Genomic DNA, 25,741 nt, shown 5'->3' on the forward strand with positions numbered 1-25,741 from the left:
GCGAAGGTCGCGCAAGCGCGGGCGCTTGCCCGCCTAAACCGGCGTCACGGATTTCACGCTGCCGGTACTATCGACGACGCAGTTGTATTTGCGGCCGCCTGCGTCGAGATCGACGCGGTAGCTTGTCGCGTCGAGCGCCCGGGAGCTCGTCGGTAGCACCTTGGTGCTTTCGAGCTTCGCCGTGCCCGCGACCGCGTTGGCGCAGATCAGCTGCAGGTCGGCCGGCGCCGTCTGCAGGCTCGTGCGCGCCATATCCTCAGGTTTGGGCGCTGACTGGCAGCCACCGATTATGGCCAGCGCCAAAGCCACGGGAACAAACCCCTTCGAACGCAACATCCCCTCGCTCACTATCTGTTCTCCCCTTTGAGTATTTGCCTGTCACTGGGTCCTGCGGGACGGATTGGCCACGCCTGACCCTGCGGCCAATTAAAAGCACTCGCCACCCCTGTTCGAGCGACGTCATACCCCCTTGTAGAGTGCTGCCCCCTGCATCAGCACGATCACCTTGGCGCCGATCTCGATGCGGGAATGCAGGTCGGTGACGTCGTCATTGTTCATGCGGATGCAGCCGGACGAAACGTCGAGCCCGATCGTCCAGGGCTCGACCGTGCCGTGGATGCGGTAGATCGTGTCCTGGTCGCCCTCGTAGAGATAAAGCGCGCGGGCGCCGAGCGGATTGTCCGGCCCGCCGGGCATGCCGGCCGCCCATTTGGCGGCGTTCGGGTCGCGGGCCACCATCTCGGCCGGCGGTGTCCAGGTCGGCCATTCCGCCGTGCGTCCGACGCGCACGATTCCGGCCCAGCCGAAGCCCTCGCGGCCGACGCCGATGCCGTAGCGGATCGCCTGGCCGCCCGGCTGCACCAGGTAGAGGAAATGCTGGTTGCCGTCGATGATGATGGTGCCGGGTTGCTCCGCCGTGCGGAACGGCACCACCTGGCGGCGGAAGGCTTCCGGCAGCTGGTTGTTGCGGGCGAAGTATTGCCGCGCTTTCTTCTTGTCGTAATTCACCCACTTCTTGGTGCGGGCATCATAGATCTGCGTCTGTGCCAGTGCGGCCAGCGGACCGAGGCAGAGCGCAGCGGCAAGAACGGCAGCACCGAGCTTGCGCCGCGTCCATGCCGGCTGATCCTTGCTGACAGGACGGTTATGGTCGGATGTCGCGGTCATGGCTTGGCCCACCCGTCGATGCGCGCTGCGTTGTCCTCGGCCCATTTCTTCGCATAGTCGGCCGGCGCCTGCCGCTCGACCTCCAGCGCGTAGCTCATCTTCGTCACTTCCTCCGGCGAGAAATCCACCTTCTCCAGGAACTTCGCAATGTCAGGGTGCTTCTTGCCGAAGGCGGTGGCATAGGCGATCTGGAAATGCGCCGCCTCCCAGGCGGTCGAGGCGCTGGATTTCGACACCCAGAGCGGGTCGCTCGGCGGCACGATCTTCCACTTGGCGGCATCGTGCGGCGGCTCTTCGAGCCTGGCAATCTGGTGCAGCTCGAACACATGGTGCGGCGCGTAGCAGTAAAACACCATCGGCCGCCCGGTCGCGACCGCCGCGTCCACCGCCGCCATCGCCACTTCCTCTTCCGCCTCGAACAGCGTCAGGGTTTCGCCATAGCCGTAGCCCGCCGCCCGCGCCCGTTCGATACCGGTCGAAAGCCAGGTCGCAGCACCGATCCACATCTCGCCCTTGCCGTCGCCGTCAGTGTCGAGGATCTTGGTTTTCTCGGGGTCGCTGAGATCGGCGACCGTCTTGATCGTCGCGGCGGCTTCCGGCGTGGCGCAAAGCCCCTGCCAGGCCGGCACGCTGCGTTCCGTCAGCTGACCGACACCCTTGTCGGTCACGTATTTGCGCACGACATCCTCGAAATTCGGCCGCCAGACTTCGGGCTGGATATCGACCGTGCCCGTCTCGAAGCCGACGAAGGCATTGAGCGTGCCGAGCTCCTTGACCTCGGCATCGAGGCCGAACTTCTTGGCGATGCCGACCTTCAGGATATTGGCCGTCGCCTGGCCCGACGGCCAGTTCGGCATGGCGATCACCAGGTCGGCGGCAGTGGCCGGCACGGTCACGGATGCGGCAAGCATGACAGCCAGCGCCGCTGGCAGATACCTCGACTTTCCCTTCACAGTCCCCTCCGGCCTCGATTAATCGATGCGAATGACGTCGTGAATGCGTATCAGGAATGCGTCCAAGTTCCGGGGCAACACGAGGCGCGCGCCACGGCTATGCGAATGCTATCAAAGTGATACAGCGACCTTTGCGGGTCCGGTAAGACCGCGGCGCTGCAGTGTTCCCTGTGCCGTCTGCCGGCATCTTCGTTTCTTGGCCGGCAGGATGCATAGAACGACGGCCTTCGTCAACGATCCGGCTACACCGCACGTTGCATGGGGAGGGCCTCTTCATCGGCGTTCACGTCGCAGCACCGCGCGAGACCGCAAGCATTGCATGCCGGAGTTCGTGGAGCCTACGGCTCTGCCGCACGGGCAGCCTCTTTCCCGATGGCGCGCCGCGCCCTGAAATCGCGCAGGGCGAACTGGCCTGCAACCAACCAAATCGCCAGCTCAAGCGCAAAGGTCCAGTGCAGCAGGAAGTTCAGATACCAGGGCTTATAGACCGCCTGCACATGCACCAGGTTCACCCGGAGATCGGCGAAGGGAAAGAGCCAGCGGATATCTGCCGCGATCGAATCCATCACCAGATGCAGGAGCACGCTGATGAGCCCGACACTGACGAGGACGAGCTGATTGCGTCGCCCGGTGGCGATGAGGAGAAGCGCGATCGCCGCCGCCAGCACCAGCCAGAAGACCGGCGTATGCACCCAGTAGTCGTGATGCGGCGTGCGGCGCTGGTCGATCAGGTAGAAATAGGCGAGATCGAAATCCGGCAGAACGGAACAGAGCAGCCCGATGCCGAAGATGGCGCGGGCCTGCGAGGGATTGCGACGCGCAAAGGGGCGGCTCAGCAGATAGCCTGCCGGCAGATGGGCAATGAACAAGGCAGGTTTCCTCCTGAAGCGCAATCCCGCGGAACCGCGTCTTTCACACCCGCAGTCGAGACGTGAATGCTTGAGGATTTGCAACCGAAAATGTCGGATTCGTGGCTGTTGCCCACAGCCGCCGCTGCCAGCGGGTGCTACCAGTTGCCCGGATCAGCACTGTGATCGATGCTGGCGAATTCGTCGGCCTTTTCCCGGTCGAGCGTCTGGCTGGTGGCGTTCCTCGCCTCATCGGTGACGGCGTAGGTGAGCGGCGCCGGCTCGCGCGTCAGATACTGGTACATCAGAAGTGCTGCTTCCTCGGCGCTATCGGCCTCGAACTCCCTGACAACGCTGACGGAAAACTTGCGCATGGCCGACCCCTGCTCTTTGAACGCTCCTATGAGATGGCGCGCCCGCGCCCGGCGTCAATGCGTCGGCATCAATGTGTCACGGGCCCATCCGCCTTCTTCCAGGCGGCGATGCCGCCCTCGATGTGGCAGGTGGTGGTGAGGCCGGCGGCCTGGGCGGCCTCCACGGCCATGGCGGAGCGCTCGCCGTAGGCGCAGTAGAAGACGATGCGTTTGCCCGTTGCCTCCGCCAGTTCGTGCAGCACGCCGCCGGTCGCGATGTTCTGCTCGAGGTCCGGATAGGGCGCGTGCAGCGAGCCGGGAATGACCCCGTGCTTTTCCCGCTCGGCCTTCTCGCGCAGGTCGACCAGCGCGATCTTCGCCCGGCCGCAGAGCGCCAGCGCCTCCTTGGCCGAAAGCGCCCAGCCACGCCGCGCGATCTCGTCCTGGTGCAGGCCGATGTGGACGTTGGCCGGCACCGCCACATCCATCATCTTCGGGTTCGGCAGCTTGAGGTTGTTCATCAGGTCGACATATTCGTCGACGGATTTCACCCTGAGACGTGGATTGAAGTGCTTCTCTTCGCCGATGGTCGAAACCGTGTCGCCCTTGTAGTCGTGCGCCGGGTAGACGAGCGTCTCGTCCGGCAGCTTCAGGAGCTTGTTGAAGATCGAGTCATATTGCTGGCGCGGGTCGCCGTTCTGGAAATCGGTGCGGCCGGTGCCGCGGATCAAGAGCGTGTCGCCGGTAAAGACCCGCCGCCCCATGTCACCGCCCATCAGGAAGGAATAGGAATCGTCGGTATGGCCGGGCGTATAGAGCACGTCGAGGCTTAGACCCTCGATCGACACCCGGTCGCCCTCCGCAACCCGCATGGAAACGACGTCGGCCGCCGTCTGCTCGCCCATCACGGTGATGCAATGGGTCTGGTCGCGCAGCGCCCCGAGGCCGGTGATGTGATCGGCATGGAGATGGGTGTCCACGGCCTTGACCAGCCGGAGGTCGAGTTCGCGGACGAGCTGCAGGTAGCGCTCGACCTTTTCCAGCACCGGATCGATGATCAGCGCCTCGCCGCCCTGGCGGCTGGCGATCAGGTAGGTATAGGTGCCGGACACGCTGTCGAACAATTGACGGAAGATCATCGGCGGCTCCTTGGCTGACGATAACGCGGCTTCCAATCGGGGCGCGATGGCAAAGAGAGGTGGTCGCCTCTCATCCGCACAGGTGAGGAGGTTTGCCCCTCACCGCGCGGATGAGGGGCACTTGCCTCACCCCTTTGCCGATGCGACGCCTCAGCCCTTCGGCTGCGGCACGATGCGGATATAGGGCTTCGGTGCGCGCCAGCCTTCCGGATAGACCTTGCGGGCGTCCTCGTCGCTGACCGAACCGGCGATGATGACGTCGTCGCCCTGCTTCCAGTTCACTGGCGTCGCCACCTTGTGCTTGGCGGTCAGCTGCAGCGAGTCGATGACGCGCAGCACCTCGTCAAAGTTGCGGCCGGTGGTCATCGGATAGATGAGGACGAGTTTGATCTTCTTGTCCGGACCGATGACGAAGACGTTGCGCACCGTCTGGTTGTCGGCTGGCGTGCGCTTGGTCGGGTCGCCGGAAACAGGCGCCGGCAGCATGCCGTAGAGCTTCGAGACGGTGTAGTCGACGTCGGCGATCATCGGGAAGTTCGGCGCATGGCCCTGCGTTTCCTCGATGTCGGCGGCCCAGCCGGCATGCCGGTCGAGCGGATCGACGGAGAGGCCGATGATCTTGACGCCGCGCCGGTCGAATTCCGGCTTGATGCGCGCCATGTAGCCGAGCTCGGTGGTGCAGACGGGCGTGTAGTCCTTGGGGTGCGAGAACAGGACCGCCCAGGAGTCGCCGATCCAGTCGTGAAACCGGATGGTGCCATCGGTCGTTCCGACCTCGAAGTCCGGTGCGAGGTCATTGATTGCAAGCGTCACGATACCCTCCAATGTGTGTGAGCGCCGCGCCCGCCGGGCGCGATGGGAGCACTCTATTTTCTTGACAGCGCCGCGTCCGGCAAGGCGCCCAACGGCCGCTGCAATCCTCTGCTTTCGTCCATTGTTTACGCTCCGGCGACAACCGTCCGGAGGAAAAATTCCTTTAGAAAATCAAATCATTACAGCAGCCCTGGAGCACGCCGGGAAGCCCGGCGCCAAGGCGCGATGTCCAGTGTGCCACTTTTGCCGCTTAAGGCAACCGGAAAGACGCAGCCTTGCAACCGGCCGGATCGAGGCTTGCATCATCGATCGTCGGTCGCCGCGGCAGGCCAGCCACGCGTCGAAATGTTGTCGCAACGCCGGCCTCGCCGCTGCACGCGTGTGCAGACGCGCCAAGCGCCATTGATCTTATTCTTGGCAATTCGACAATGCGGACATCGCTCGCCGGTTTCATCCGCCAATCCCGGAAGGTTCGCATCCGACGGGCGACTTGAGCAGGCTCGTATGCCTGTCGCTGCTACTCTTTCTTCATTCGGAATTTCTCGTGACAGCTGCCGCAATTCGTGGTTACCGCGTTGAACTGCGTCTTAAATGCTTCGAGATCCTGCGGATTGGCAGCGACGGCAGCGGCCGCAGCCACCCGGAATTTCTCGGCAGCCGCCTTGAACGCGGTCATATCTTGCCAAATTGCCGGCAAGGCGGCCGTGTCTCCGGTTTCGCTGCCGGCGGGAAACAAGACGTCCACGTCGAATTTTTCTGCGTTCTCGCTAAGGCCCTTGAGGGCGGTCATGGCAACGGCAGCGTCAAACGGCTTTTCTCCCTTGACCATGGGAGCGACGGTGCCGACCAGTCTACCGCGCTCCTTCATGATAGCCTTGCGATCTGCAATTGGATCAGCGAAGGCGCTGGAGCCCGTAAGCGCGAGTGCGGCGATGGCAAGAATGAGCGTTCTCATGAGCAAACCCTCTGGATTGCGGTTGAGCGGCATGACGAAACCCAACCAAAATACACGCAAAAAATTCACCCCCCCAATTCACGCTTTCGTGTTGTTCTGGTTTGGAATTTCGCAATTCCGGACGGAAAACCGCTGCACACTTTTCCTGGAATTGCTCTGGGACCGCCGCTCTCTACCGCAGCAGGGCGCAGAACGTCGCGAGATCGACATTGCCGCCGCTGATCACGATGCCCACTCGTTGCCCGGCGCAGGGAAGCACGCCCTGCAGCACGGCCGCCGCCGCCAGGCATCCGGTCGGCTCCACGATCATCTTCATGCGCTCGGCAAAGAAGCGCATGGTCTCCACGAGTTGGGCGTCGCTCACCGTGACGATTTCGCGGACATCGCGCTTGAGGATCGGGAAATTGTGTTCGCCGATATGATTGGTGAGCGCTCCGTCGGCGATCGATTTCGGCACCGGGATATGGACGATCTCGCCCTTCCTGAGCGACTGCTGGCCGTCATTGCCAGCCTCCGGCTCGACACCGACGACGACCGCGCCGGGCGAACGCTCCTTGGCGCTGAGAGCCGTACCGGCGAGCAGGCCGCCGCCGCCGAGCGGCGTGGCGATCAGGTCGAGTTCGCCCACCTCCTCGATCAGTTCCAGCACCGCCGTCCCCTGCCCGGCGATCACATCAGGATGGTCGAAGGGCGGGATGAGGACAGCATCACGCTCGGCCGCCAGCTTCGCGCTGATCGCCGACCGGTCCTCGGTATAGCGGTCATAGAACACGACATCGGCGCCATAACCGCGGGTCGCCGCCACCTTCATTTCGGGCGCATCCTTCGGCATCACGATCGTCGCGGCAACACCCTGCAGCCGTGCGGCATAGGCAATCGCCTGCGCGTGGTTGCCGGAGGAGAAGGCGACGACGCCCCGCTTCTGGCCGCCTTCCTGCAAGGCGGCGATCGCGTTGTAGGCACCGCGGAATTTGAAGGCGCCGGCGCGCTGGAAATTTTCCGCCTTGAAGAAAAGCCGCGCGCCGGTGGCGGCATCGGCTGTGCGCGAGGTCAGCACCGGCGTTCGATGCGCCATGCCGGCGATGCGGTCCCGTGCCGCCTGCACGTCGTCGAATGTCGGAAGGCGCAATGCCGCCTCTGCCGCTGAAACTGCCATGAGCCTCTCCCTGAGCTTGCCACTTCCGAGGCTATTGAATGCGGTCCTGCAAGGCAAGGATGCCAGCGCGGCTACCCACCGCTGGAAACGACAGTGCGGTAGTGATCGACCGCGAAGCTGAAAAGCACCTTCAGCATGAACAGGGCCGACACCGCCGCCATCGCCGGCGTCAAGCCCGGCAACAGCGGCAAGCCAGTGAGGCCGACCGCCAGCAGCAGCCCGCCGACAAAGGTCTGTGCGGCGCGTCCCGCAAGCAGATTGACGACCGCGGCCGCAGCGATCGTATAGGCCCAGACGGCGACCGCAGCACCGACCCCGGTGCCGACGAGCAGCGCGACGATGACCACATAGAAGTGGATCGCGATGAAGATCCAGCGATTGCGCGGCCGCGCCGCATAAAAACCATTGGTCGAGGGCGTGAAGTTGGCGACACAGCCGGCGGCGATATCGAGGACGAGGACAAGCGCCAGTGCCGCCCGCCACCAGGCAAGCTCCACCAGCATCGGCCCCGCCGACAGGGCAAAGGTGGCCGCGACACCAACGCCGAAGAGGAGGATCACCACGAGATAGGCCGGCGGCTGCTCCTCGCCGAACACGTCGTGAAGCTGGGGATGGATGCGAAGAGATCTCATGAAGGCCACACCGCCATACTGAAGAGTTGGCCACTGTGAGCGGACGCAGCCAGGGCGCAAGCGGCTAACCGTAACGCGCGGCCGGTTGCGACCTTGGCCTGCACCCTGTTTGCAGGCCCCGGCTTGCAAGCCGGTTGCCCGTACTAGGTTGCGACCCTCTTGACGGCCGTCATGATCTCCGCGGCGCTCGGGAACACGCCCAGTTCGTCGGGGCCGAAGCGCGCCTCGATCTCGCTCCAGCTGATGATGCCGGCTGCATCGACCAGGAAGTGGCCGACCAGTTGCGTGCCGTGTTCGGCAAAGATGCGCAGATCGGTCTCGTCCGGCTCGAAGCCTTCGCGTGCATTGAGCAGCTCATTGGCCTCCATCGGATGCATCGGTTCGGCGAGCTCGCCTGTCGGGTTGATGCGCGCTGCGGCGAAATCGGCGGGCCGTGTGCGATGGGGCCATTCCGGCGTCTCCGTGCTTTCGGGCGGAAGCAGCGCGGCCTGTGGCGCGCCGAAATCCCTGTGCGTCTGGCAGTCCGGATCCGCAAGGACCGTGACCGGCGTCGGCTGGAAGCGGAAATAGAGGCGCGCCCGCTCGACCGGGGTGTTGACCACCGCCAGCGTTTCCACGCCGACGGCACGCAATGCCGGCTCGACGGAGGAAAACTGCCGCATCTGGCGCCGGCAGAACGGGCAGTGCAGGCCGCGAAACAGACCGATCAGAAACGGCCGGCCGCGAAGGCTCGCAAGCGAAACCGGACCGTCCCGATTGGCGCTTGCAAGCTCGAAGGCGGGTGCGGGTTGTCCCGGCTGCAACGGCTGCACTGTCCGGTCTGCCATCTGCTCCCCCAGTCGACGCCCCTGCGCCGCTCTGTCCCTGCCCGTGATTTTCGCTCCCATTGCCGCCCGCCCGGAAGCCGGGCGATGGCGGAAGATAGCCCCACCCTATCACAGGTGGACGAACGGCCCACGCCGAATGGTGATCTGCATGGCGTTTTGTGCCGCCGGTGCTAATCGAGCCAATCACCCAGCAGCTTCGCGAGCGCCGCGACACCCTGACCGATCTGCGGCACTTCGAGGCTTGCGTAGCCCATGACGATGCCGGCGCGGTCCGGCCGGTGAACGGCTTCATCGGCGCCGTAGAGGGGCGAGATCGGATAAAGGCCGATGCCCGCTTCCCGCGCCCGCGCGATCAGTTCACCTTCCTGCGTCCGGTCCAGCCGCTCGAACCAGACGACGACGTGCAATCCGGCATCGGCGCCCGATATCGTCACGCGGCTACCGAGTTCCGCCTTGAGCGCCGCGAGCAGCGCCTCGCGGCGGCGGCCATTGCTGCGCCGGCTCCGGCGGATGTGGCGCTCATAGGCCCCGCTTGCAATCATCGCCGCCAGCGCCTCCTGCTCGAGGCTGGGCGAATGGCGGTCGACGAGCTGCTTGGCGGCGGCGAAGACGGGGTAAAGCGGCGGCGGCACGACGAGATAGCCAAGGCGCAACATCGGCGACAGGCTCTTCGAGATCGTGCCGAGATAGAGGACGTTCTCCACATGGGCCATGGTCTGCAGCGGCGGGATCGGCCGGATGTCATAGCGATACTCGCCGTCGTAATCGTCCTCGATCACAAAGGCGCCGCTGCGGTCCGACCAGGCGAGAAGCTCCTGCCGGCGCCGGGCCGAGAGCACGCCGCCGAGAGGAAACTGATGCGAGGGCGTGACATAGGCAAGCCTGACGGCGTCGAGCCCCGCGAGCGCATCGGTCTGCAGCCCCTCCTCGTCGACGGCAATCGGAACCACCTCAGCGCCGGCGGCCGCAAACACCCGGCGCGCCATAACGTAGCCGGGATCCTCGATCGCAACGCGGTCGCCGGGATCCAGGAGCACGCGGGCGGCAAGATCCAGTCCTTGCTGCGAACCGTTGACGATGATGATCTGGTCCGGCGCGCATCTGAGCCCGCGCGCCCGCCAGAGATAGGCCTGCAGGGCTGCCCGCAGCTCCGCCGAGCCGCCGGGGTCGTCATAGGCGAGCCGCGGCTGGCGTCGCCGAAGTGCGACGTTGACCGACCGCCGCCAGGCTTCCGCCGGAAAATCGGCGGCCGACAGGTCGCCATAGCGAAAATCGGCGATCAACCCACCGGACTGCGGCGGCACCCAGGTCGGCCCGTCGCCAAGGGCCGCTCCAAAGCGCGACAGACGAACGGGGGCTGCCGGTCTCGGCGCAGACTGGGAAGCCGTCCCGCCGGGAAGCGGCCTGGCACCCTCTGGCGCATGCAGCAGCGCCACCCTTGAAGGCGCACCCTGCCGGCTCTCCAGAAACCCCTCGGAAAGAAGCTGCTCATAGGCCGCAGTCACGGTCGTGCGCGAGACGCCGAGTTCGGCCGCCAGCGCCCGCGTCGATGGCAGCCGATCTTCGGGGCCATAGGTGCCGCCGAGGATCTGCGCCTTCAGCGCGTCGTAGATCCGCCGGGTGGTCCCGCCCCTCGCCTCGTCCTTCTCCGTCACCAACTGGCCCACGCATTTATACGAAAACTGGATATTCGTTCCGGTCCAGTTTGCATCTATGACAGGACAAGCACAAGGAGCAAGGTCATGTACACACCCCCGGCCTTCAAGGAGGAAACACTGAGCGTGCTGCACGCGATCATCGAGGCCGCATCGCTTTCCACTTTCGTCAACGCAACGGCCGAGGGCCTGCTGGCCACGCCGCTGCCGCTGCTGCTCGATCGCGACGAAGGTCCTTATGGCACACTCTACGGCCACCTCGCCCGCGCCAACCCGCAAGGGACGACCGCGCCGATCGGCGCAGCCATGGCGACCTTCATGGGACCGGATGCCTATGTCACCCCCTCCTGGTATGCCTCCAAGCGCGAGCACGGAAAGGTCGTGCCGACCTGGAACTATTCGGCCGTGCATGCCTATGGCGAGGTCGAGTTCTTCACCGACGAGGACCGGCTTCTCGATGTCGTCACCCGCCTGACCAATCGTCACGAGGCGGCGCGTGCCGAACCCTGGCAGGTGAGCGACGCACCACCCGCCTTCGTCAAGGCCCAGCTTCGCGGCATCATCGGTCTGCGGCTGCCGATCGACCGCCTCGACGGCAAGCGCAAGTTCAGTCAGAACCGCAGCATTGAAGATCGTCAGGGCGTGGCCGCAGGGCTCGCAGCCAGCGCGCGGCCCGAGGATCGCCTCGTCTCCGGGGAGATACCGGTCTGACGCTCAACGGGCGCCTCGTCTAGCATCTCACCCGATGGATGAGACATTCCGATTTTCCTTCAACTTTCCCGCGCAAGACCTTAGAACGACTCTCGAAAGAGGCTTCGCATCAGCAGATGAGGTGCACCCCATGCCATCGCTCGACATTCTCCTCACCTTCTTCGTCACCACGGCGATCTTCGCCTATATCCCGGGACCGGCGACGCTCTACGCCGCTGCGCAGACGATGGCGCGCGGCCGTTTTGCCGGGCTGATGGCCTCGCTCGGCATCCATCTCGGTGGTTACGTGCATGTCCTTGCGGCCGCCGCCGGTCTTTCGATCCTGTTTCATGCGGTGCCGACACTCTATCTCGTGGTGAAGCTTGCCGGTGCCGCCTATCTCGTCTGGCTGGGCTTCACGCTGATGCGTGCCAAGGCGAGCGGCGACGGTCACCTGCCCGCAGTCGAGGCGAAATCGGCCCGCCGCGCCTTCTTCGAGAGCATCACCGTCGAGGTTCTGAACCCGAAGACCGCGATCTTCTTCGTCGCCTTCCTGCCGCAGTTCACCGATGCCTCCGCCGCCTTCCCGGTGTGGGTGCAGTTTCTGCTGCTCGGCACCGTCGTCAACCTGATGTTCTCCTCCGCCGATCTCGTCTGCGTGTTTCTCGCCGATGCCGTCGTCGTCAGGATGCGCCGCTCCACCCGGGCACAGCGCCTGCTGCAGCGCGCCGGCGGCACGGTGCTGATCGGGCTCGGCGCCCATCTTGCCTGGCAGCGGACGTAACCTCACTTGGGCGGCGCATCGAGCGCCGCTGCAAGCCTACCTTGCACCCGCATCTCTTGCAGCTATCATGCGCGAACGCCATCGGGGGGACACGCGCATGGGAGAAGGCGGCCAACCTATTCGCACCACAGGTGCGGACATCCTCGTCGATACACTTCTGGCAAACGACGTGAATGTCTGTTTTGCCAATCCCGGCACGTCGGAAATGCACTTCGTCGCCGCCCTTGATCGCAAGCCGGAGATGCGCTGTATTCTCGGCCTCTCCGAAGGCGTCGTCACCGGTGCGGCCGATGGCTATGCGCGCATGACGGGTCGGCCGGCGTCGACCCTGCTGCACACCGGCCCCGGCCTCGCCAACAGTCTTGCCAACCTGCACAATGCGCGGCGCGCCCGCACGCCTGTCATCAACGTTGTCGGCGACCATGCCTCCTACCATCTTGCGCTCGATGCCCCGCTGACGAGCGACATCGAGGGACTGGCCCGCCCGATGTCGAACTGGGTGCGGCGGGTGAACAACCCCTCCGACGTGGGACCGACGGCGGCGGCCGCCTATCGCGCTTCGCTGACGCCACCGGGCGTTGCCACCATGATCCTGCCGGCAGACGCGTCCTGGGGCGCGCTTTCCACCGATGCGCCTGCGCAAAAGGTGCTTGTCGAAGCGGAGACGCCGGCAAGCCCCGAGACGGTCCGCGAGGTGGCCCGCCTCATCCGAGCAAACCCGGAAGGCGTGGCAATGGTGGTAAGCGGCGCCGCCGCAAAGGCCGAGAGCCTCGCCATCGCCGGGCGGATCGCGGCCGCCTGCAACGTCCAGCTTTTCAACGAGGTGCTTGTCGCCCACACCCAGCGCGGCCGCGGGCGGGTGGCGCCGCGGCGCATCCCCTACCCGATCGACATGGCGCTCGAAACGCTGCGCGACGTCAAGGTTTTGCTGCTTGTCGGCGCACCGGAACCGGTGGCTTTCTTCGCCTATCCGGGCAAGCCCGGCCGACTGGTGCCGGAAGGCTGCGCGGTGGTCACGCTTGCCCGCCACGGTGAAGACCTGAAGGGAACGCTCGAAGCGCTGCGCGACGAACTCGGCATCAGCCCGTCCCACCCTCTGCCGACACCGAGCGTCCCCACAGACGAAGGCGAACCTTCGGGCGCGCTGACGGAAGACGCAATCGCCTTCATCGTCGCCCATAAGGTCCCGGAGAATGCGATCGTCTGCGACGAGGCGGCCACTTCGGCCCGGCGTTACTTCGCCCTTTCGGCCTTCTCTGCGCCGCACGACTTCATCATGCAGACCGGCGGCGCCATCGGCGAAGGCATCCCGCTTTCCACCGGTGCCGCGATCGCCTGTCCCGACCGCAAGGTGATCTGCCTGCAGGCCGATGGCTGCGCCATGTACAATATTCAGGGCCTGTGGACGCAGGCGCGCGAAGACCTCGACATTGTCACCGTCATCTTTTCCAACCGCACCTACGCCATCCTGCATGCCGAAATGCGCAATGTCGGCGTCGAGGAGATCGGCACCAACGCGCGCCGCATGCTGAACCTCGACAACCCTGCGCTCGACTGGGTTTCGCTCGCCCGCGGCTTCGGCGTCGAAGCTGCCGTCGCGACCTCCTGCGAAGCCTTCGCCGCCCTCTTCGATGCCGCGCTCTCGCGGCGTGGACTCTTTCTGATCGAGGCTCGCCTCGTGTGAATTTCCGTGCCGCTTTGCACTGCGTCGAGCACCGGCGCGTCGTAGAGATGATGCCCCTGGCCCATGGGGTTTACCGGCCTCCGGGCGCGGAAATCACAGGACAAACGATTGATTTAAATAGGCATTTCACAAAACTTCGGCCGCAAACTTGCGCCCGGAAACTTCTCGCTTATATTAGCGGCGCCCTAGGTTCGCGCTCATCTGTCCGAGTCGCATTTCAGTTTTGGGCCCCCTTCAACCGACAATGTTCTTTGTCGGTGGACCAACGAAGGAGACACTTCATGTCCTTTAAGAAAGACCTAACCAAGGCCCCCGGCGCATCTCTGTCCCGCGTCAATATCGGAGCCGCCATCAAGCATTCGCGTGAAACCGCCGGCTATACGGTCGACGATCTCTCGGTCACGACTGGCCTGACGGAAATTGAAATCTCAAAGATCGAGCTTGGCGCCGATACCGATCCCGCCAAGCTGCAGCGCATCGCCGCCGCATTGCAGGTCTCGCCGCAGACCTTTACAAGCGCCTGACAAGCGGGGGCGGTGCGCCGAAGACAGCGCGCCGCCGCCTTCTACCCTCGCGCCTCCTGTCGCGACCGGCCGCTTTGGTCGAAATGGCCAGCGACAGCCCGCTTGCCGAAACATCCAAGAATCCGCTCGCCCGCTCTCGAAGCAGCGCCTGCCTTTTCATTCAGCAGCTGTGCGTCCGGAGCACCGCGCAACGACGGGTCGCGGCGTGGCTCACGCGCACAGCGTCTGGCTCTCGAGAAGCCGTATCAGCTTGAATAACAAGAAAAATAAATGGACGAAAACCCGCCATTTCAGGCCTTTGCAGATGTTTTCGCGATCGCTCAAAATCAAATAATTTAATATTTTCATTGAGTTTCAAAAAGTATCGTCTATATATCACCTCATCGAATATTGCTTGTGACCTTTGACACGGCGCTTCCGCGCGGCCAGATCTCCTCTCAAATATCGATCACCGCCAGAGAAATATTTCTGGTAAATTCAGCGATTGAAAGGAAATCGTCATGGCTTCAGGCACGGTAAAATGGTTCAACGGCACCAAGGGCTTCGGCTTCATTCAGCCCGACGACGGCAGCACGGATGTGTTTGTTCACATCTCCGCAGTCGAACGCGCTGGCATGCGCTCGCTCAACGAAGGTCAGAAAGTGACCTTTGACGTTGTTGCCGACCGCAGAACGGGCAAGAGCTCGGCCGACAATCTCAGGGCCGAATAATTTGTCATTCGCCCTCCTCTGACCACGGATGTACTGGCAGGGAGGCGCTTGAATGACGGGAAGAGGTCGGGGAACAACCCGGCCTTTTTGCGTCTCAGGGCCCTTTTCAGGAGACCACCATGAGCCGCAAAAGCTATGAGATTGGCGACAAGGTCACGCTGAGGGCGAGTGCCGCCCAGTCGACCTTGAACAGCCGTCTTGGTCTGATCGTCGGCCTTTTGCCCAATGATCGTGGCGAGGCGCGCTTTCGCGTAAGGGTCGAAGGCGAGACGTTCGAACGCTGCGTGCTGGAGACTGACATCGAGCATGCCGAGACTTCGAAAGAGGACGCCCCCCAGGCGGCCATCACCGGGCCCTGGCTCAAAAAATTGAGCACCAAACCCGGCAGATAATTGCGGATGCAGGGAAAGCCGCGACCGACAACAGGAGAACATCTTTTGCAGGTACTCGTTAGGGACAATAACATCGACCAGGCCTTGCGCATCTTGAAGAAGAAGATGCAGCGCGAGGGTCTGTTCCGTGAATTCAAGGCGCGCAGCAGCTACGAGAAACCTTCGGAAAAGCGCGTCCGCGAAAAGGCAGAAGCGGTACGGCGCCAGCGCAAGCTGCAGCGCAAGAAGCTCCAGCGCGAAGGCCTGCTGCCGGGACCCAAGAAGGCAGCGCGACCATCGCGCTGAGGCTTGGGGTCGGCAAAAATCCGCCCGTTTCAGGAGACAGGTCATGACGCCACACCCCAACACGGCATTTAAACCGGCCAAGACCTCCGCGAGCGAGAAGGCTTCCGCCACCGATCACACGGCGAGAGCAATCGTTGCTGCCGAAAAGATCGCCCGCGACAAGAAGACCGAGAAGCTCAAGGCCCAGCGCCTTGAGCGCGCCGCCGCCGAACCGCCTGCGGAGGTGCCCGCAAGCAAACCATCCCGAAAATCGCGCCGGCCGTAATATCGACTGAAACCGAACGCGCAAGCCCGGACATGGGCATAAGGCCTTGCGCAAGCACCGACAGCGCCGCGCGTCTTATCAGACGCGCAAAGGCCGCCGTAGACTTTGACTTGCTGCATGTCTTCGTCCTTAAATCGAGATCGATTGAAGGAGACATGCAGTAGGAGAGAATTGTCGGAGCGTCCTTTGTGCGTTCAGATGAACGTACGGCGCCCTGGACGCTCCGAAAACGACGTTTCCCGTCAACAGGAGGTGGCTCATGTCACCCGCTCAGCGGCATCCATTGGCTCCCTCCGACCTGGCAATGCTCGATGGCGTGTTGCGGCGCGCGGGCTTTCATCAGCGCGTCGACCTTGACGATCAAGACAGCCTTCGCCTTGCCGCCGTCTTCCTTGTCAGAAGGTTCCAGGCGGGCGTTACCACCGCGGATATCCTGCTTGCTGAACTGCAGAACCGGGATGGGCAGCGCACCCCGCGGCAGATTGAAACCGCAAATCTCGAACAGTGGGAAAACGACGGCGGCGCGCCGCAAAGACCCAGCGCGATTACCCGCTACACCGGTGCCCGACGCCTCCCCTGGCCGGGCGCGATATCGCCCCTGAACCCGACACCCCGTCCCGGCAAGCGCCCGAAATCCGGCAAGGCCCCGAAATCCTGATAGGCCCGAAATCCGGACAGGCCATCAGTGCCGGAACGTCGAAGGAATGCCCTTCGAAGGGGATCTCCCTTGTGCTGGACACATTTGAGGCGCATGGTTCGACGATCGACACTGGCCGACTTGGCATATCGCGGTGGGGGGCTCCCGACCGCCAATTTCCTCCTTTATCGACAGCAGTACGTCCGCGACGTTGCGTGGAGGCGAGAGGCAACCGTGAGCCGAACGGGTGTGTAACGGGTGTGTTCGGGGGCTGAGCAGACATTCTCGCCACAGCCAATTTACGGGCGCTACATTCTACGGGCGCCGCATTGCGCTTGAACGAACGGCGAGGAGCCGCAGATCCCTTACGATTGGACGAACACATGTTCCAGACGCTCACACACAGACTTCGCCGATACGACTACACTCTGGCAGCCATCAAGGCATCGCTCGTCCTGTCCCTTCTCTTCATCACGCTCATGACATTGAGCGGCCTTCTCTGGTGACGGGCGCCGTAAACCCATAGTATCCCACGACAGGACACGGCCATCCGCGACTGTACCCCTCCCGTGTTGCGTTGAACTAGCGATCAGGGGCAAATTGCTTCAAGATTCTCCCGCAGGAGCCATTGCAACAAACCGGCCTCCAGCACCGCGCGCTCAACGGAACATCCCATGGCACTTCACCTCGAAACTCCCCTCCTTGAATCCCGCCCGCTAAGCCTCGCATCCGATTGCTCCATCTGGCTGAAGATGGAGGCGCTGCAGCCGCCCGGTTCGTTCAAGATCCGCGGCGTTGGTGCTGCCTGCGAGCACCATGCGCGAAACGGCAAGCGGCGTTTCGTCTCCTCCTCCGGCGGCAATGCCGGCATGGCGGTTGCCTATGCCGGCCGCCAGCTCTCGATCCCCGTCTCCGTCTTCGTTCCCGAAACGACCACCGAACGGGCAAAGGCGCTTATCCGCCAGGAAGGCGCCGAGGTGATCGTCCACGGCGCCGCTTGGGATGAAGCGAATGCCCGCGCGCTCGCATCCGCCGATGCCGAGACCGCCTTCATCCATCCCTTCGACGATCCGCTGCTGTGGGCCGGGCACGCGACGATGATCGACGAGGTGGTCAAGGCCGGCCTCGCCTTCGATGCGGTCGTGCTCTCTGTCGGCGGCGGCGGGCTGCTGTCGGGCGTCGCCGAGGGACTGGAGCGCAACGGGCTACGGGATATTCCTATTGTCACCGCAGAGACCGAAGGCACCGCGTCCTACCTCGCCTCCGTCAAGGCGGGAGCGCTGGTGGAGCTTCCCTCGATCAGCGGCGTCGCCACTTCGCTCGGCGCCCGAAAGGTCTGCAAGCGTGCCTTCGAGATCAGCCAGATCCGGCCGGTCGAATGCGTTGTCGTCAGCGACCAGTCGGCGGTCGACGCCTGCACCCGCTTCCTCGACGACCACCGCGTGCTGGTGGAACCCGCCTGCGGCGCCGCCCTGGCCATCGCCTACGAACACGCCGATCAACTCCTGCGCTTCGAGCGCGTGCTGATGATCGTCTGCGGCGGCGCAACGACGACCGTCGAACGGCTGCAGGCCTGGCAGGCCTGATCCTTAGGCGGCACCGCCCCTGCTCGCCTGCCGTGGGAAGACAGCAACCAGTCCCCAAGGTGCCAGCGCTAAAGGGGAACCGATTGGGAGGCGTCCGCCGCCCAACGTTGACCATGGTCTGGCGCTCAGGCAGTCTCTTGCCATGGCAAGAGGCGTGCTGCTCGATCTCTCCGGCGTGCTCTATGACGGCGACACCGTGTTGCCGGGTGCCATCGCGGCGGTGCAGCGGCTGCGCGCAGCTCGCCTCCCCGTCCGCTTCCTGACCAACACCACCCGCCAGTCGAAGCGCCAGATCGTCGCTCACCTGCAGCGCCTTGGCTTCGATTGCGCTGCCGACGAGGTGTTCACGCCGGTTGCCGCCGCGCGCGCCTGGCTCAAGGCGAACAGCCACCAGCCGCACCTGCTCATTCATCCCGCGCTTGAGGAAGACTTCGCCGATTGCCGCATGGACGGCCCCGTCGCCGTCGTGCTTGGCGATGCCGCGGAGCGCCTCAGCTATGAGGGCCTCAACGCCGCGTTTCGCGCCCTGATGGCTGGCTCGCCGCTGCTGGCGCTCGCCCGCAACCGGTTCTTCCGTGATCGCGACGGCGAGCTGAGCCTCGATGCCGGCCCCTTTGTCGAGGCGCTGGAACATGCGAGCGGTATCAAGGCGAAGCTCTTCGGCAAACCCTCTGCCGATTTCTTCCTGGCAGCAGCAGCGAGCATGGGCCTTGACCCGGCCGATTTGGCCATGATCGGCGACGATGCCGAAAGCGATACCGCCGGTGCGCTTGCCGCCGGGATCGGCACCGCGATCCTCGTGCGCAGCGGCAAATATCGCGATGGCGATGAGCAGCGTTTCCAGCCGGCGCCTTCGGCGGTTGTCGACGACATTACGGCCGCCTGCGATCTCATCCTGGCGGCGCAGCGGGACTGACACCCGAGGTACAGCGCCGCGCGTCTTATCAGACGCGCAAAGGTCGCTGCAGCACTTTGATTTGCTGCATGTCTTTGTCCCTTAATCGAAGCCGATTAAAGGAGACATGCGGTAGCCGAAACGGAACGGCCCTCTCTTCGGACCTCCTCGCTCCTGGCCCCTGGCGATTACGCATACGCGAACTTATATGCTGAAGTGAACCATAGATTGTTCTGCTCTCAGCCAGGAAGGCAAGCATGCGCGAGACGTTCCTGTTTATCGTTCGGGTCACAGTCGTCTGTGCGGCGACCGCCTTCGGCGCCCTGCTCGGCTGGCAAGGTCACGGCTGGGACGGAGCGCTCGGTTTCGGCGTGGTCGGCTTCGGCGCCGGTTCGGCCTTTGTCGCCTTCCCTGGCTTTTGGCTGGATCTGCTTGGGAGTCTCTGTTTGGATCTGCTTCGGTTTCTCTGGGAAGTCGTCTAGGGCGCCGTGCGTTCAGATGATCGCACCAATCACGCTCGAGTGCTTTGGTTCTACAGCGCCGCGCGTCTTATCAGACGCGCAAAGGTCGCTGTAGCACTTTGAAGTGCTGCATGTTTTTGTCCTTTAACCGGCCACGATTAAAGGAAACATGCAGTAGCCCATCTTTCTGTCTCAACTGGTTTCACTTCAGGCAGGATGCTCCAGGCCGACTGCTTGCATCTTGCCGCCGCACGCCGTCAGGCTGCCACCCGTCTGCCTCGACCAATCTCGCGCCGATCCGGCAGCAATGACGCGGTTTTGCAAATGGCCTGCCCACGTCACGAAAAAAGCCGGGGCACTGCCCCGGCTTCCTTCATTCAATCGTTCGATAAGGCTTAGTTCTTCGCCTTGTCGACCAGCTTGTTCTTGCCGATCCAGGGCATCATGCCGCGAAGCTTGGCGCCGACTTCCTCGATCTGGTGGCTGTCGTTGACGCGGCGGATGCCCTTGAAGCGGGCGGCACCCGACTTGTACTCCTGCATCCACTCGGAGGTGAACTTGCCGGTCTGGATGTCCTTGAGGACGCGCTTCATTTCGGCCTTGGTTTCTTCGGTGATGATGCGCGGGCCGGTGACGTATTCGCCCCACTCGGCCGTGTTCGAGATCGAGTAGTTCATGTTGGCGATGCCGCCTTCATAGATCAGGTCGACGATCAGCTTCACTTCGTGCAGGCACTCGAAATAGGCCATTTCCGGAGCGTAGCCGGCTTCAACCAGCGTTTCGAAGCCGGCGCGGATGAGTTCGACGAGACCGCCGCAGAGAACGACCTGTTCGCCGAAGAGGTCGGTTTCGCACTCTTCCTTGAAGTTGGTTTCGATGATGCCCGAACGGCCGCCGCCGACGCCGCAGGCGTAGGAGAGCGCGAGGTCAAGGGCGTTGCCCGAAGCGTCCTGGTGAACGGCAACGAGGCAGGGAACGCCGCCGCCCTTCTGGTATTCGCCGCGAACCGTGTGGCCCGGGCCCTTCGGCGCGATCATGACGACGTCGAGCGAAGCCTTCGGCTCGATCAGGCCGAAGTGAACGTTGAGGCCGTGGGCGAAAGCGATCGCAGCGCCGTCGCGGATGTTGCCGGCGATGTCGGCCTTGTAGATTTCGGCCTGCAGTTCGTCCGGCGTTGCCATCATGATGAGGTCGGCCCACTTGGCGGCTTCCGCAACCGACAGAACCGAGAGACCGTCGGCCTCGACCTTGGCAGCCGTTGCCGAACCCGGCTTCAGCGCGATGCGGATTTCCTTGGCGCCAGAATCTTTCAGGTTCAGCGCATGGGCGCGGCCCTGGCTGCCGTAGCCGACGATGGCGACCTTCTTCGACTTGATCAGGTTGATATCGGCATCACGATCGTAATAGACGCGCATTTTAGTGGTCCTTCCCGTTGTTGTCAGTTGTCTCCGCTGCATGGCTCAGGAACCATGCAGCAATTCCTTGTGCTGCAGCGACCTTTGCGCTTCTTACGAAGCGCGGCGCTGCCATTCCTTATGCTGCGGCGACCTTTGCGCTTCTTACGAAGCGCGGCGCTGCCATTCCTTATGCTGCAGCGACCTTTGCGCTTCTTGCGAAGCGCGGCGCTGCAGTTACCTTTTCGTGCCGTAAAGCGCGAGGAAGGACGAAACCGCCTGCTCCGCCTTGCGGCTGAAACTCTTCTTCATCTCGCCGGCCTCTTCGCCGAGCAGCATCTTCAGATGCCAATCGGAGACAACAAGCCCGTAGAGCGCACCATAGGCCTCGTCGGCATCGTCGAAGGTGAGCAGCCCCGCCTTGCGCCCGGCCTCAAGCAATGCCGCCGCGCGGCGGCCGATCTGCCGGCGCCCGCGTTCCTGCAGCATGTGGCCGAGCTTGGAGCCGTCGCGGCTCGCCTGGCCGATCGCCAGCCGGTTCAGCGCCAGCGACACGTCGCCCGCGAGCACCTCGAGCAGGTCCTTGGCAAACACGATCAGATGACGCTCAAGGCTCTCGGCGTCGAGCGCCCTGGCGGCGACGTCCTGGGTGCGCACCTTGCTCGCCTGGAAACCGATCATCGCCGAGATCAGCCCGTCGCGATCGCCGAACCACTTGTAGAGGCTTTCCTTGGAGCAATTGGCCGCCCGCGCGATGCCGGCCGTCGTCAGCGCCTTTTCGCCGCCGTCGACCAGAAGACGCAATGCCTGTTCGAGAACGGCGCCCTGACGTTCCGTCAGCCCCTCCCCGGCATTCGCCTCCCTTATCGCCGCAGTCATCTGCACGTCGCCTCGCTCCCGATCAGTACCGTACGGTACGGTTCGCACTCTTCTAGTGAAGCACCCCGGAGGCGTCAAGACGATTCTCACAACGGGGCGAAATTTCGGCGGTGACGGCGAAAGCCGAACCCCATAGGCTGAAGACCCGGATTTGGAGAGAGGTCGACCTTGCCGCCATTTTACAAGGCATACATCCTGGTGACCCTGTGCGTCTTCCTCGCGGCCTCTATCAAGGGTGTCCGGTATTTCCGGCACGAACGGGACGCAATCGCCGCATGGTGCTGCGGCCTCGCCGGCATTGGCGGGGCACTTGTTCTTGCCCGCTTCGTCTATGTTGCCTGGGGTTGAGCGCTTGCGCCGGCTCAGTTTCGCCCGGAGGCAAAATCTGCAAATTTGTAATAAATGCAGTCGCTTAGAGAGAATGCGGCGAAGCCATCAGTCAATTGATGGCGTGATAACTCCATCTCGAACGTATCTTCGTTACCAAATCCGAAGATGGTCGCCATAACGGCCAATTCTCTTACTGGTCCGGGAAGAAGCGGTGACCCGTATAGAGTTGCCTCCTTGGCGGAAAAACTGCCTTTGATGACCCGCTTGATCTCCAAATCCGTTCTTATCATTCTCGTCGGTATTTCACCGTCCACCAGCAAACCCGACTCGCTGATTGAGAACGACTTTGCGCGCGCCTCGACCACAATCTTTGCCCGTGAAAACAACTCGCTCTCGCTGGGGCATGGCTGCATTCCCGATGCCGGACGCATGCAAGCAATGAGCGAAAAGAGGACGGCCAACATAGCCCTGTTCAGTGCCGGGGACCTCGAAAGCTTCTTGGCCAGTTTGTAATTTGGTTGTGGAAGCGCGTCGTTGATCGAAGCCATTTTTACTGATCTCGTTGGGCCAAGTCGGACTGGCGGTTTGCATGTTCGGGAACGTGCCGGAAGTGGGGCCACACCGCAAGGTAGTGAGATCCGATCGGATCGCCCTTGGGCTATCAAGGGCCATTGGCGCCGCGGGAGGTCGACTTGCCCCCACATCAAAATGCTATGTGCTGATCGTGCTATGCGCCTTTATGCATCAAAGGCCTTCGGCACTTCCGCGGCGAAAGAGATGCCACGCCTGCTGACCGGATAACCACTCGATATGGATGGAGTTCAACGCATGCAGCAGCCACCCCTGGGTATTTTGATTGCAGGAAGCTCGCATGTCGGGAAGTCGACATTGGCTAGGGCTCTGGCAAGTTCGCTCGGCCGCGAGTTGATCTCGACGGACGATTTGGGGCGCCATCCCGGCAGGCCGTGGCCATCGGTCCGCCCGCAGGTCGCCGAATATTATGCCAGCCTGTCCGACGAGACCATTCATTGGTTCCTGAAGGATCACCATGAGAATATGTGGCCGCGCATACGCCAGATCATCGAAAGCCATCGCCAACTGGCAAAGCCGTTCGTGCTGGAGGGCGCCGCGCTTAGACCGGAATATGTGGCTCAACTCGAACCGGGGAGCGTTGCCGCCGTGTTCCTCTACGCGGATGAGGATTTCCTGCGTCGACGGATGATGGAAGAAGCTGGACACTCAGATGCGGACGAGGCGACAGCCGCGATTATCGCGAAATTCATCGAGCGCTCGATCCGAGAAAATAGAGACATGCTTGAGGCTGCCCAAGCGGCCAACATCCGGTGTGTCGATGTCGCAGCACCCGGAACGCTTGACAAGTTGATGAAAGCGTTTTCGGCGGCTTGATCGCCGAAGAGTGATGGCCGCTTGGGCCGTCGGCGGTCACTGGGGCACGGTGCCGGTCAGAGCTAAAGGCCCCTCATCTGCCTGCCGGCATCTTCTCCCCGCCCGCGGGGACAAGGGCGGCCACAAGTCCGGGCCCAAAAGCGGAACTATGTAGCAATCGCCGCCAAATCGGTCATTTGAACGCGCTGAGACGGCAATGGGACTTGGATCTGAGATGGCCGTTTCAACTTCGCCTCATGCAGATTCCACATCGTCAGAAACAATGTCGTCACGGCAAAAAAGGCCAGCGCTGCCAGGTGGATCTTGCCGATGCGGCGCGCGAAATAGGAGCTGGCTCTCGCCTCGATGGCTCGACCTGCGGCTCCAGCCTGCCGGGCATTTTCATTCATATAGCGGGTTATTCGTCCGCCGGAACGGTCCCGCGCGCGGGCCAGATCATCGTCGCTGGGCCCCGCACCGAGTCCAGCACGCACAGCGCTAAAGAGCAGGATCGCGAACAGCACCCAGAACACCAGAAAAGACAGTGCAGCAAGCTGGCCGCTGGGGGTGTTGGTATCCATTGCCGTGTCCGGGCTGTGCAGCAATTATCGCCTGTACCGTCCAGGCGCTTCCTTTGCCGCGTACTGAAGACATTGTCCCATTTGGCATAGAACTTTCAAGCCTAGCTCGGAAGAGTTGCAGAGGGTGGCAAAGCCGAACGCCTACCTCCAGCCCCGCATCGCCTCCTCGATAAAGGCCGCCACCGCGGCCACGCTCGGCACGCGCGCCCGCTCCGGATGCATCATCAGATAGACCGGGCGCTCCGCTGTCGCACCGGGCTCGTCCACCGCCTCGAAGCGAGAATCACGTGAGGCCGACACCTCCGGCAACATCAACTCAGTGCCGAGCGCAAGCGCCGCCTCCATCAGGATCTCCAGCTTGTCGGCGGTCAGCGCTACGCGCGCATCCGGCCGCAGCCGGTCAAGCGCCTGCATCTCCGGCACGTGGGCAAGCGCCGGACCATAGCGCACGACCGGGCAAGGCCCCGTCCCCAGCCCCTTTGGCCGGAAAAGCCGGAAGCGAAGCGTGCCGAGGCTTTTCACCCGCACCGAATCCTCGCCCGTGCGCGCCATGCGGATGGCGATATCGGCCTCGCGCCGCTCAATGCTCAGCATCTGGTTGTCGGCAACGAGATCAAGGGTGAGGCCCGGATGCCGCTGCTCAAGGCGCGCAAGCGACGGCGCCAGGATGGCGCTCAGCACGAAGCCGATGCTTGTCACCCGTACCTGGCCCTTCAATTCCGCCGTCCGCCGCAAAAGCGTCGCGAGCGCCAGCGACGCTTCTTCGGAGATCGTCCGCAACCGCTCGACAACAGGGGCAAGCACCGGCGTCGGCGTCAGCCGGCCGTCGATGCGGTCGAAGAGTGCTGCCCCCACCCGCCGCTCCAGCGCTGCGAGCCTGCGCGAAACCGTCGTCTGGTCGACGCCGAGCGAACGGGCGGCCTGGCTGAGCGTCGCGCCGCGCACCAGATGATCCAGCAGCTCGAGATCTGCCCACGTCCCTGCATTCATGCAGATCATCCTCCGAAAACTTCGGGTCACTCTGCATCAATGCAGTCGCTAAGATCAAGCCCATCGACAGACCGCTTTGACGACCCGGTTCACAACGGCCACTTCGACCAAACCAAGGAGCCTTCCCATGTCCGATTCCGCCACCCCTTCGCCCGCCGCCCCGGCAACCCTCTTCACGCTCGCCGGCGTCACGCTCACCCCGCCGCCGCTGGGTGATGCGACGCTGATCCTGATCGACTATCAGAACGAATACCTGGCCGGCCCCTTGCGGCTTTTCGAACCGGAAGCCGCCGTCGAGAAGGCGCGCGAGCTCTTGCTCGCAGCCCGTGCCGCGGGCGCCAAGATCATCCATGTCGCCCATCGGGGTTCGGCCGGCGGCGTGTTCGACCGGGCGCAGCATCGCGGCGCGATCGTCGATGCGCTGGCGCCGCTTGCAGGTGAAACCGTCGTCGAGAAGCCGCGGCCCAACGCCTTTTCGGGTACCGACCTTGCCGAGATCGTCGGTCCGGCCGGCACGCCTGTTATCATCGCCGGTTTCATGACGCACAATTGCGTGTCCTCGACAGCCCGCGCCGCCAAGGACCTGGGCTGCGGCATCACCATTGCAGCCGACGCCTGCACCACCCGCGACCTGCCCTCGCCGAACGGAACCGTCCCGGCGCGCGCCTTGCATGATGCCGAGCTCGCCGGCCTTGCCGATCACCACGGCGCCGTCGTGGATGTCGCCGCATTGATTGGCCCGTGCGGCTGACAAACCCGCCCTTCGCAAT

Annotated in this window: 33 protein-coding genes; 16 read left to right on the plus strand and 17 right to left on the minus strand. The window is 63.4% G+C overall.

Translation table 11 applies throughout. The annotated features are described in order from the left end of the window. Positions 1–33: 33 nt before the first annotated feature. From AC070A_RS01785 to pdxR, 12 genes are all read right to left on the minus strand, one after another. A complete protein-coding gene (locus tag AC070A_RS01785; protein ID WP_255571056.1) occupies positions 34–336 on the minus strand; it encodes a hypothetical protein in 303 nt (100 codons plus the stop codon). Positions 337–459: 123 nt separating this feature from the next. Then, on the minus strand, positions 460–1,167 hold the full coding sequence (locus AC070A_RS01790; RefSeq protein WP_057253759.1) for a L,D-transpeptidase: 708 nt from the start codon (positions 1,165–1,167) through the stop codon (positions 460–462). After that, positions 1,164–2,078, minus strand: a complete 915-nt coding sequence (locus tag AC070A_RS01795; protein WP_057253758.1) for an ABC transporter substrate-binding protein — start codon at positions 2,076–2,078, stop codon at positions 1,164–1,166. The genes AC070A_RS01790 and AC070A_RS01795 overlap by 4 nt, the downstream gene beginning before the upstream one ends. 380 nt (positions 2,079–2,458) lie before the next feature. After that, a complete protein-coding gene (locus AC070A_RS01800) occupies positions 2,459–2,989 on the minus strand; it encodes a metal-dependent hydrolase (protein WP_057253755.1) in 531 nt (176 codons plus the stop codon). Between the two features lie 137 nt (positions 2,990–3,126). After that, a complete protein-coding gene (locus AC070A_RS01805) occupies positions 3,127–3,342 on the minus strand; it encodes a hypothetical protein (protein ID WP_112994471.1) in 216 nt (71 codons plus the stop codon). Between the two features lie 68 nt (positions 3,343–3,410). Continuing rightward, entirely contained in the window at positions 3,411–4,460 is a 1,050-nt protein-coding gene (locus AC070A_RS01810) for an MBL fold metallo-hydrolase (protein ID WP_112994472.1), read from the minus strand. 150 nt (positions 4,461–4,610) lie between these two features. After that, entirely contained in the window at positions 4,611–5,273 is a 663-nt protein-coding gene (locus AC070A_RS01815) for a peroxiredoxin (RefSeq protein ID WP_112994473.1), read from the minus strand. Between the two features lie 517 nt (positions 5,274–5,790). After that, positions 5,791–6,261, minus strand: coding sequence for a c-type cytochrome (locus tag AC070A_RS01820; protein WP_309239023.1), 471 nt, complete (start codon positions 6,259–6,261; stop codon positions 5,791–5,793). A 139-nt stretch (positions 6,262–6,400) separates the two neighbouring features. Beyond that, entirely contained in the window at positions 6,401–7,384 is a 984-nt protein-coding gene (locus AC070A_RS01825) for a threo-3-hydroxy-L-aspartate ammonia-lyase (protein ID WP_112994474.1), read from the minus strand. Between the two features lie 71 nt (positions 7,385–7,455). Continuing rightward, a complete protein-coding gene (locus tag AC070A_RS01830; protein ID WP_112994475.1) occupies positions 7,456–8,016 on the minus strand; it encodes a hypothetical protein in 561 nt (186 codons plus the stop codon). A gap of 143 nt (positions 8,017–8,159) precedes the next feature. Continuing rightward, positions 8,160–8,843: a redoxin domain-containing protein gene (locus AC070A_RS01835; protein ID WP_113479418.1), complete on the minus strand. Its 684-nt coding sequence runs from the start codon at positions 8,841–8,843 to the stop codon at positions 8,160–8,162. Between the two features lie 170 nt (positions 8,844–9,013). Next, positions 9,014–10,498 (minus strand): MocR-like pyridoxine biosynthesis transcription factor PdxR, encoded by a 1,485-nt coding sequence (gene pdxR / locus AC070A_RS01840; RefSeq protein WP_309239024.1) that lies wholly within the window; start codon positions 10,496–10,498, stop codon positions 9,014–9,016. An 87-nt stretch (positions 10,499–10,585) separates the two neighbouring features. Between pdxR and AC070A_RS01845 the strand changes: the two genes are divergently transcribed. From AC070A_RS01845 to AC070A_RS01905, 13 genes are all read left to right on the plus strand, one after another. After that, complete coding sequence (locus AC070A_RS01845; RefSeq protein WP_113479417.1) at positions 10,586–11,209, plus strand: FMN-binding negative transcriptional regulator; 624 nt, start codon at positions 10,586–10,588, stop codon at positions 11,207–11,209. Positions 11,210–11,339: 130 nt separating this feature from the next. Then, complete coding sequence (locus tag AC070A_RS01850) at positions 11,340–11,972, plus strand: LysE family translocator (RefSeq protein WP_112994479.1); 633 nt, start codon at positions 11,340–11,342, stop codon at positions 11,970–11,972. A gap of 97 nt (positions 11,973–12,069) precedes the next feature. Continuing rightward, positions 12,070–13,656 (plus strand): acetolactate synthase large subunit, encoded by a 1,587-nt coding sequence (locus AC070A_RS01855; protein WP_113479416.1) that lies wholly within the window; start codon positions 12,070–12,072, stop codon positions 13,654–13,656. A gap of 281 nt (positions 13,657–13,937) precedes the next feature. Continuing rightward, positions 13,938–14,180, plus strand: coding sequence for a helix-turn-helix domain-containing protein (locus tag AC070A_RS01860; protein WP_058322381.1), 243 nt, complete (start codon positions 13,938–13,940; stop codon positions 14,178–14,180). Between the two features lie 500 nt (positions 14,181–14,680). After that, complete coding sequence (locus AC070A_RS01865; protein WP_057253733.1) at positions 14,681–14,890, plus strand: cold-shock protein; 210 nt, start codon at positions 14,681–14,683, stop codon at positions 14,888–14,890. A gap of 119 nt (positions 14,891–15,009) precedes the next feature. Beyond that, positions 15,010–15,282 carry a cold-shock protein gene (locus AC070A_RS01870; protein ID WP_113479415.1) on the plus strand — a complete coding sequence of 91 codons (273 nt, stop codon included), beginning with the start codon at positions 15,010–15,012 and terminating at the stop codon, positions 15,280–15,282. A gap of 45 nt (positions 15,283–15,327) precedes the next feature. Then, positions 15,328–15,567 carry a 30S ribosomal protein S21 gene (rpsU, locus tag AC070A_RS01875; protein ID WP_057253728.1) on the plus strand — a complete coding sequence of 80 codons (240 nt, stop codon included), beginning with the start codon at positions 15,328–15,330 and terminating at the stop codon, positions 15,565–15,567. Positions 15,568–15,610: 43 nt separating this feature from the next. Then, a complete protein-coding gene (locus AC070A_RS01880; protein WP_057253726.1) occupies positions 15,611–15,832 on the plus strand; it encodes a hypothetical protein in 222 nt (73 codons plus the stop codon). Positions 15,833–16,091: 259 nt separating this feature from the next. Beyond that, positions 16,092–16,490, plus strand: a complete 399-nt coding sequence (locus tag AC070A_RS01885) for a hypothetical protein (protein ID WP_162727975.1) — start codon at positions 16,092–16,094, stop codon at positions 16,488–16,490. A 362-nt stretch (positions 16,491–16,852) separates the two neighbouring features. Beyond that, positions 16,853–16,975, plus strand: a complete 123-nt coding sequence (locus AC070A_RS01890; RefSeq protein ID WP_255571031.1) for a hypothetical protein — start codon at positions 16,853–16,855, stop codon at positions 16,973–16,975. A gap of 168 nt (positions 16,976–17,143) precedes the next feature. Then, positions 17,144–18,055 carry a pyridoxal-phosphate dependent enzyme gene (locus AC070A_RS01895; RefSeq protein ID WP_112994481.1) on the plus strand — a complete coding sequence of 304 codons (912 nt, stop codon included), beginning with the start codon at positions 17,144–17,146 and terminating at the stop codon, positions 18,053–18,055. Between the two features lie 142 nt (positions 18,056–18,197). Further along, positions 18,198–18,971: a TIGR01458 family HAD-type hydrolase gene (locus tag AC070A_RS01900; RefSeq protein ID WP_113479414.1), complete on the plus strand. Its 774-nt coding sequence runs from the start codon at positions 18,198–18,200 to the stop codon at positions 18,969–18,971. 236 nt (positions 18,972–19,207) lie between these two features. Further along, entirely contained in the window at positions 19,208–19,432 is a 225-nt protein-coding gene (locus AC070A_RS01905) for a hypothetical protein (protein WP_057253719.1), read from the plus strand. 374 nt (positions 19,433–19,806) lie between these two features. Here AC070A_RS01905 and ilvC read toward each other — a convergent pair whose 3' ends face one another. Next, positions 19,807–20,868 carry a ketol-acid reductoisomerase gene (gene ilvC / locus AC070A_RS01910; RefSeq protein WP_162727976.1) on the minus strand — a complete coding sequence of 354 codons (1,062 nt, stop codon included), beginning with the start codon at positions 20,866–20,868 and terminating at the stop codon, positions 19,807–19,809. Between the two features lie 174 nt (positions 20,869–21,042). Beyond that, on the minus strand, positions 21,043–21,684 hold the full coding sequence (locus AC070A_RS01915; protein WP_255571032.1) for a TetR/AcrR family transcriptional regulator C-terminal domain-containing protein: 642 nt from the start codon (positions 21,682–21,684) through the stop codon (positions 21,043–21,045). Between the two features lie 168 nt (positions 21,685–21,852). Here AC070A_RS01915 and AC070A_RS01920 point away from each other — a divergent pair, with 168 nt between their 5' ends. Continuing rightward, positions 21,853–22,032: a hypothetical protein gene (locus AC070A_RS01920; RefSeq protein WP_112994484.1), complete on the plus strand. Its 180-nt coding sequence runs from the start codon at positions 21,853–21,855 to the stop codon at positions 22,030–22,032. 14 nt (positions 22,033–22,046) lie between these two features. Here the strand turns inward: AC070A_RS01920 and AC070A_RS01925 are convergent, their stop codons facing one another. Further along, complete coding sequence (locus AC070A_RS01925) at positions 22,047–22,562, minus strand: hypothetical protein (RefSeq protein WP_255571033.1); 516 nt, start codon at positions 22,560–22,562, stop codon at positions 22,047–22,049. 280 nt (positions 22,563–22,842) lie between these two features. On the opposite strand from AC070A_RS01925, the gene AC070A_RS01930 reads away from it, so the two are divergent. Continuing rightward, positions 22,843–23,421 carry an AAA family ATPase gene (locus tag AC070A_RS01930; RefSeq protein WP_112994538.1) on the plus strand — a complete coding sequence of 193 codons (579 nt, stop codon included), beginning with the start codon at positions 22,843–22,845 and terminating at the stop codon, positions 23,419–23,421. 146 nt (positions 23,422–23,567) lie between these two features. On the opposite strand, the gene AC070A_RS01935 is transcribed toward AC070A_RS01930, so the two are convergent. Both AC070A_RS01935 and AC070A_RS01940 read right to left on the minus strand, forming a co-directional pair. Continuing rightward, entirely contained in the window at positions 23,568–23,981 is a 414-nt protein-coding gene (locus AC070A_RS01935; RefSeq protein ID WP_058322373.1) for a hypothetical protein, read from the minus strand. 141 nt (positions 23,982–24,122) lie between these two features. After that, the gene (locus AC070A_RS01940; RefSeq protein ID WP_162770862.1) at positions 24,123–24,971 is read right to left on the minus strand and encodes a LysR family transcriptional regulator; all 849 of its coding nucleotides are present in this window, start codon (positions 24,969–24,971) and stop codon (positions 24,123–24,125) included. Between the two features lie 127 nt (positions 24,972–25,098). On the opposite strand from AC070A_RS01940, the gene AC070A_RS01945 reads away from it, so the two are divergent. Then, entirely contained in the window at positions 25,099–25,722 is a 624-nt protein-coding gene (locus AC070A_RS01945) for a cysteine hydrolase family protein (protein WP_113479412.1), read from the plus strand. Positions 25,723–25,741: the final 19 nt, after the last annotated feature.

Source organism: Ensifer sp. GW101-20A05, from assembly GCF_059424735.1.

Bases quoted from the DNA above. Each gene is read 5' to 3' on its own strand.
- ilvC (WP_162727976.1), bottom strand. From the start codon at position 20,868: ATGCAGCGGAGACAACTGACAACAACGGGAAGGACCACTAAAATGCGC.
- AC070A_RS01880 (WP_057253726.1), top strand. From the start codon at position 15,611: ATGACGCCACACCCCAACACGGCATTTAAACCGGCCAAGACCTCCGCG.
- AC070A_RS01935 (WP_058322373.1), bottom strand. From the start codon at position 23,981: ATGGATACCAACACCCCCAGCGGCCAGCTTGCTGCACTGTCTTTTCTG.
- AC070A_RS01810 (WP_112994472.1), bottom strand. From the start codon at position 4,460: ATGATCTTCCGTCAATTGTTCGACAGCGTGTCCGGCACCTATACCTAC.
- AC070A_RS01795 (WP_057253758.1), bottom strand. From the start codon at position 2,078: ATGCTTGCCGCATCCGTGACCGTGCCGGCCACTGCCGCCGACCTGGTG.
- AC070A_RS01930 (WP_112994538.1), top strand. From the start codon at position 22,843: ATGCAGCAGCCACCCCTGGGTATTTTGATTGCAGGAAGCTCGCATGTC.
- AC070A_RS01870 (WP_113479415.1), top strand. From the start codon at position 15,010: ATGAGCCGCAAAAGCTATGAGATTGGCGACAAGGTCACGCTGAGGGCG.
- AC070A_RS01835 (WP_113479418.1), bottom strand. From the start codon at position 8,843: ATGGCAGACCGGACAGTGCAGCCGTTGCAGCCGGGACAACCCGCACCC.
- AC070A_RS01785 (WP_255571056.1), bottom strand. From the start codon at position 336: ATGTTGCGTTCGAAGGGGTTTGTTCCCGTGGCTTTGGCGCTGGCCATA.
- AC070A_RS01805 (WP_112994471.1), bottom strand. From the start codon at position 3,342: ATGCGCAAGTTTTCCGTCAGCGTTGTCAGGGAGTTCGAGGCCGATAGC.
- AC070A_RS01905 (WP_057253719.1), top strand. From the start codon at position 19,208: ATGCGCGAGACGTTCCTGTTTATCGTTCGGGTCACAGTCGTCTGTGCG.
- AC070A_RS01945 (WP_113479412.1), top strand. From the start codon at position 25,099: ATGTCCGATTCCGCCACCCCTTCGCCCGCCGCCCCGGCAACCCTCTTC.
- AC070A_RS01885 (WP_162727975.1), top strand. From the start codon at position 16,092: ATGTCACCCGCTCAGCGGCATCCATTGGCTCCCTCCGACCTGGCAATG.
- AC070A_RS01900 (WP_113479414.1), top strand. From the start codon at position 18,198: ATGGCAAGAGGCGTGCTGCTCGATCTCTCCGGCGTGCTCTATGACGGC.
- AC070A_RS01865 (WP_057253733.1), top strand. From the start codon at position 14,681: ATGGCTTCAGGCACGGTAAAATGGTTCAACGGCACCAAGGGCTTCGGC.
- AC070A_RS01890 (WP_255571031.1), top strand. From the start codon at position 16,853: ATGTTCCAGACGCTCACACACAGACTTCGCCGATACGACTACACTCTG.
- AC070A_RS01860 (WP_058322381.1), top strand. From the start codon at position 13,938: ATGTCCTTTAAGAAAGACCTAACCAAGGCCCCCGGCGCATCTCTGTCC.
- AC070A_RS01850 (WP_112994479.1), top strand. From the start codon at position 11,340: ATGCCATCGCTCGACATTCTCCTCACCTTCTTCGTCACCACGGCGATC.
- AC070A_RS01790 (WP_057253759.1), bottom strand. From the start codon at position 1,167: ATGACCGCGACATCCGACCATAACCGTCCTGTCAGCAAGGATCAGCCG.
- AC070A_RS01915 (WP_255571032.1), bottom strand. From the start codon at position 21,684: ATGACTGCGGCGATAAGGGAGGCGAATGCCGGGGAGGGGCTGACGGAA.
- AC070A_RS01825 (WP_112994474.1), bottom strand. From the start codon at position 7,384: ATGGCAGTTTCAGCGGCAGAGGCGGCATTGCGCCTTCCGACATTCGAC.
- AC070A_RS01830 (WP_112994475.1), bottom strand. From the start codon at position 8,016: ATGAGATCTCTTCGCATCCATCCCCAGCTTCACGACGTGTTCGGCGAG.
- AC070A_RS01820 (WP_309239023.1), bottom strand. From the start codon at position 6,261: ATGCCGCTCAACCGCAATCCAGAGGGTTTGCTCATGAGAACGCTCATT.
- AC070A_RS01855 (WP_113479416.1), top strand. From the start codon at position 12,070: ATGGGAGAAGGCGGCCAACCTATTCGCACCACAGGTGCGGACATCCTC.
- AC070A_RS01940 (WP_162770862.1), bottom strand. From the start codon at position 24,971: ATGAATGCAGGGACGTGGGCAGATCTCGAGCTGCTGGATCATCTGGTG.
- AC070A_RS01845 (WP_113479417.1), top strand. From the start codon at position 10,586: ATGTACACACCCCCGGCCTTCAAGGAGGAAACACTGAGCGTGCTGCAC.
- AC070A_RS01895 (WP_112994481.1), top strand. From the start codon at position 17,144: ATGGCACTTCACCTCGAAACTCCCCTCCTTGAATCCCGCCCGCTAAGC.
- AC070A_RS01925 (WP_255571033.1), bottom strand. From the start codon at position 22,562: ATGGCTTCGATCAACGACGCGCTTCCACAACCAAATTACAAACTGGCC.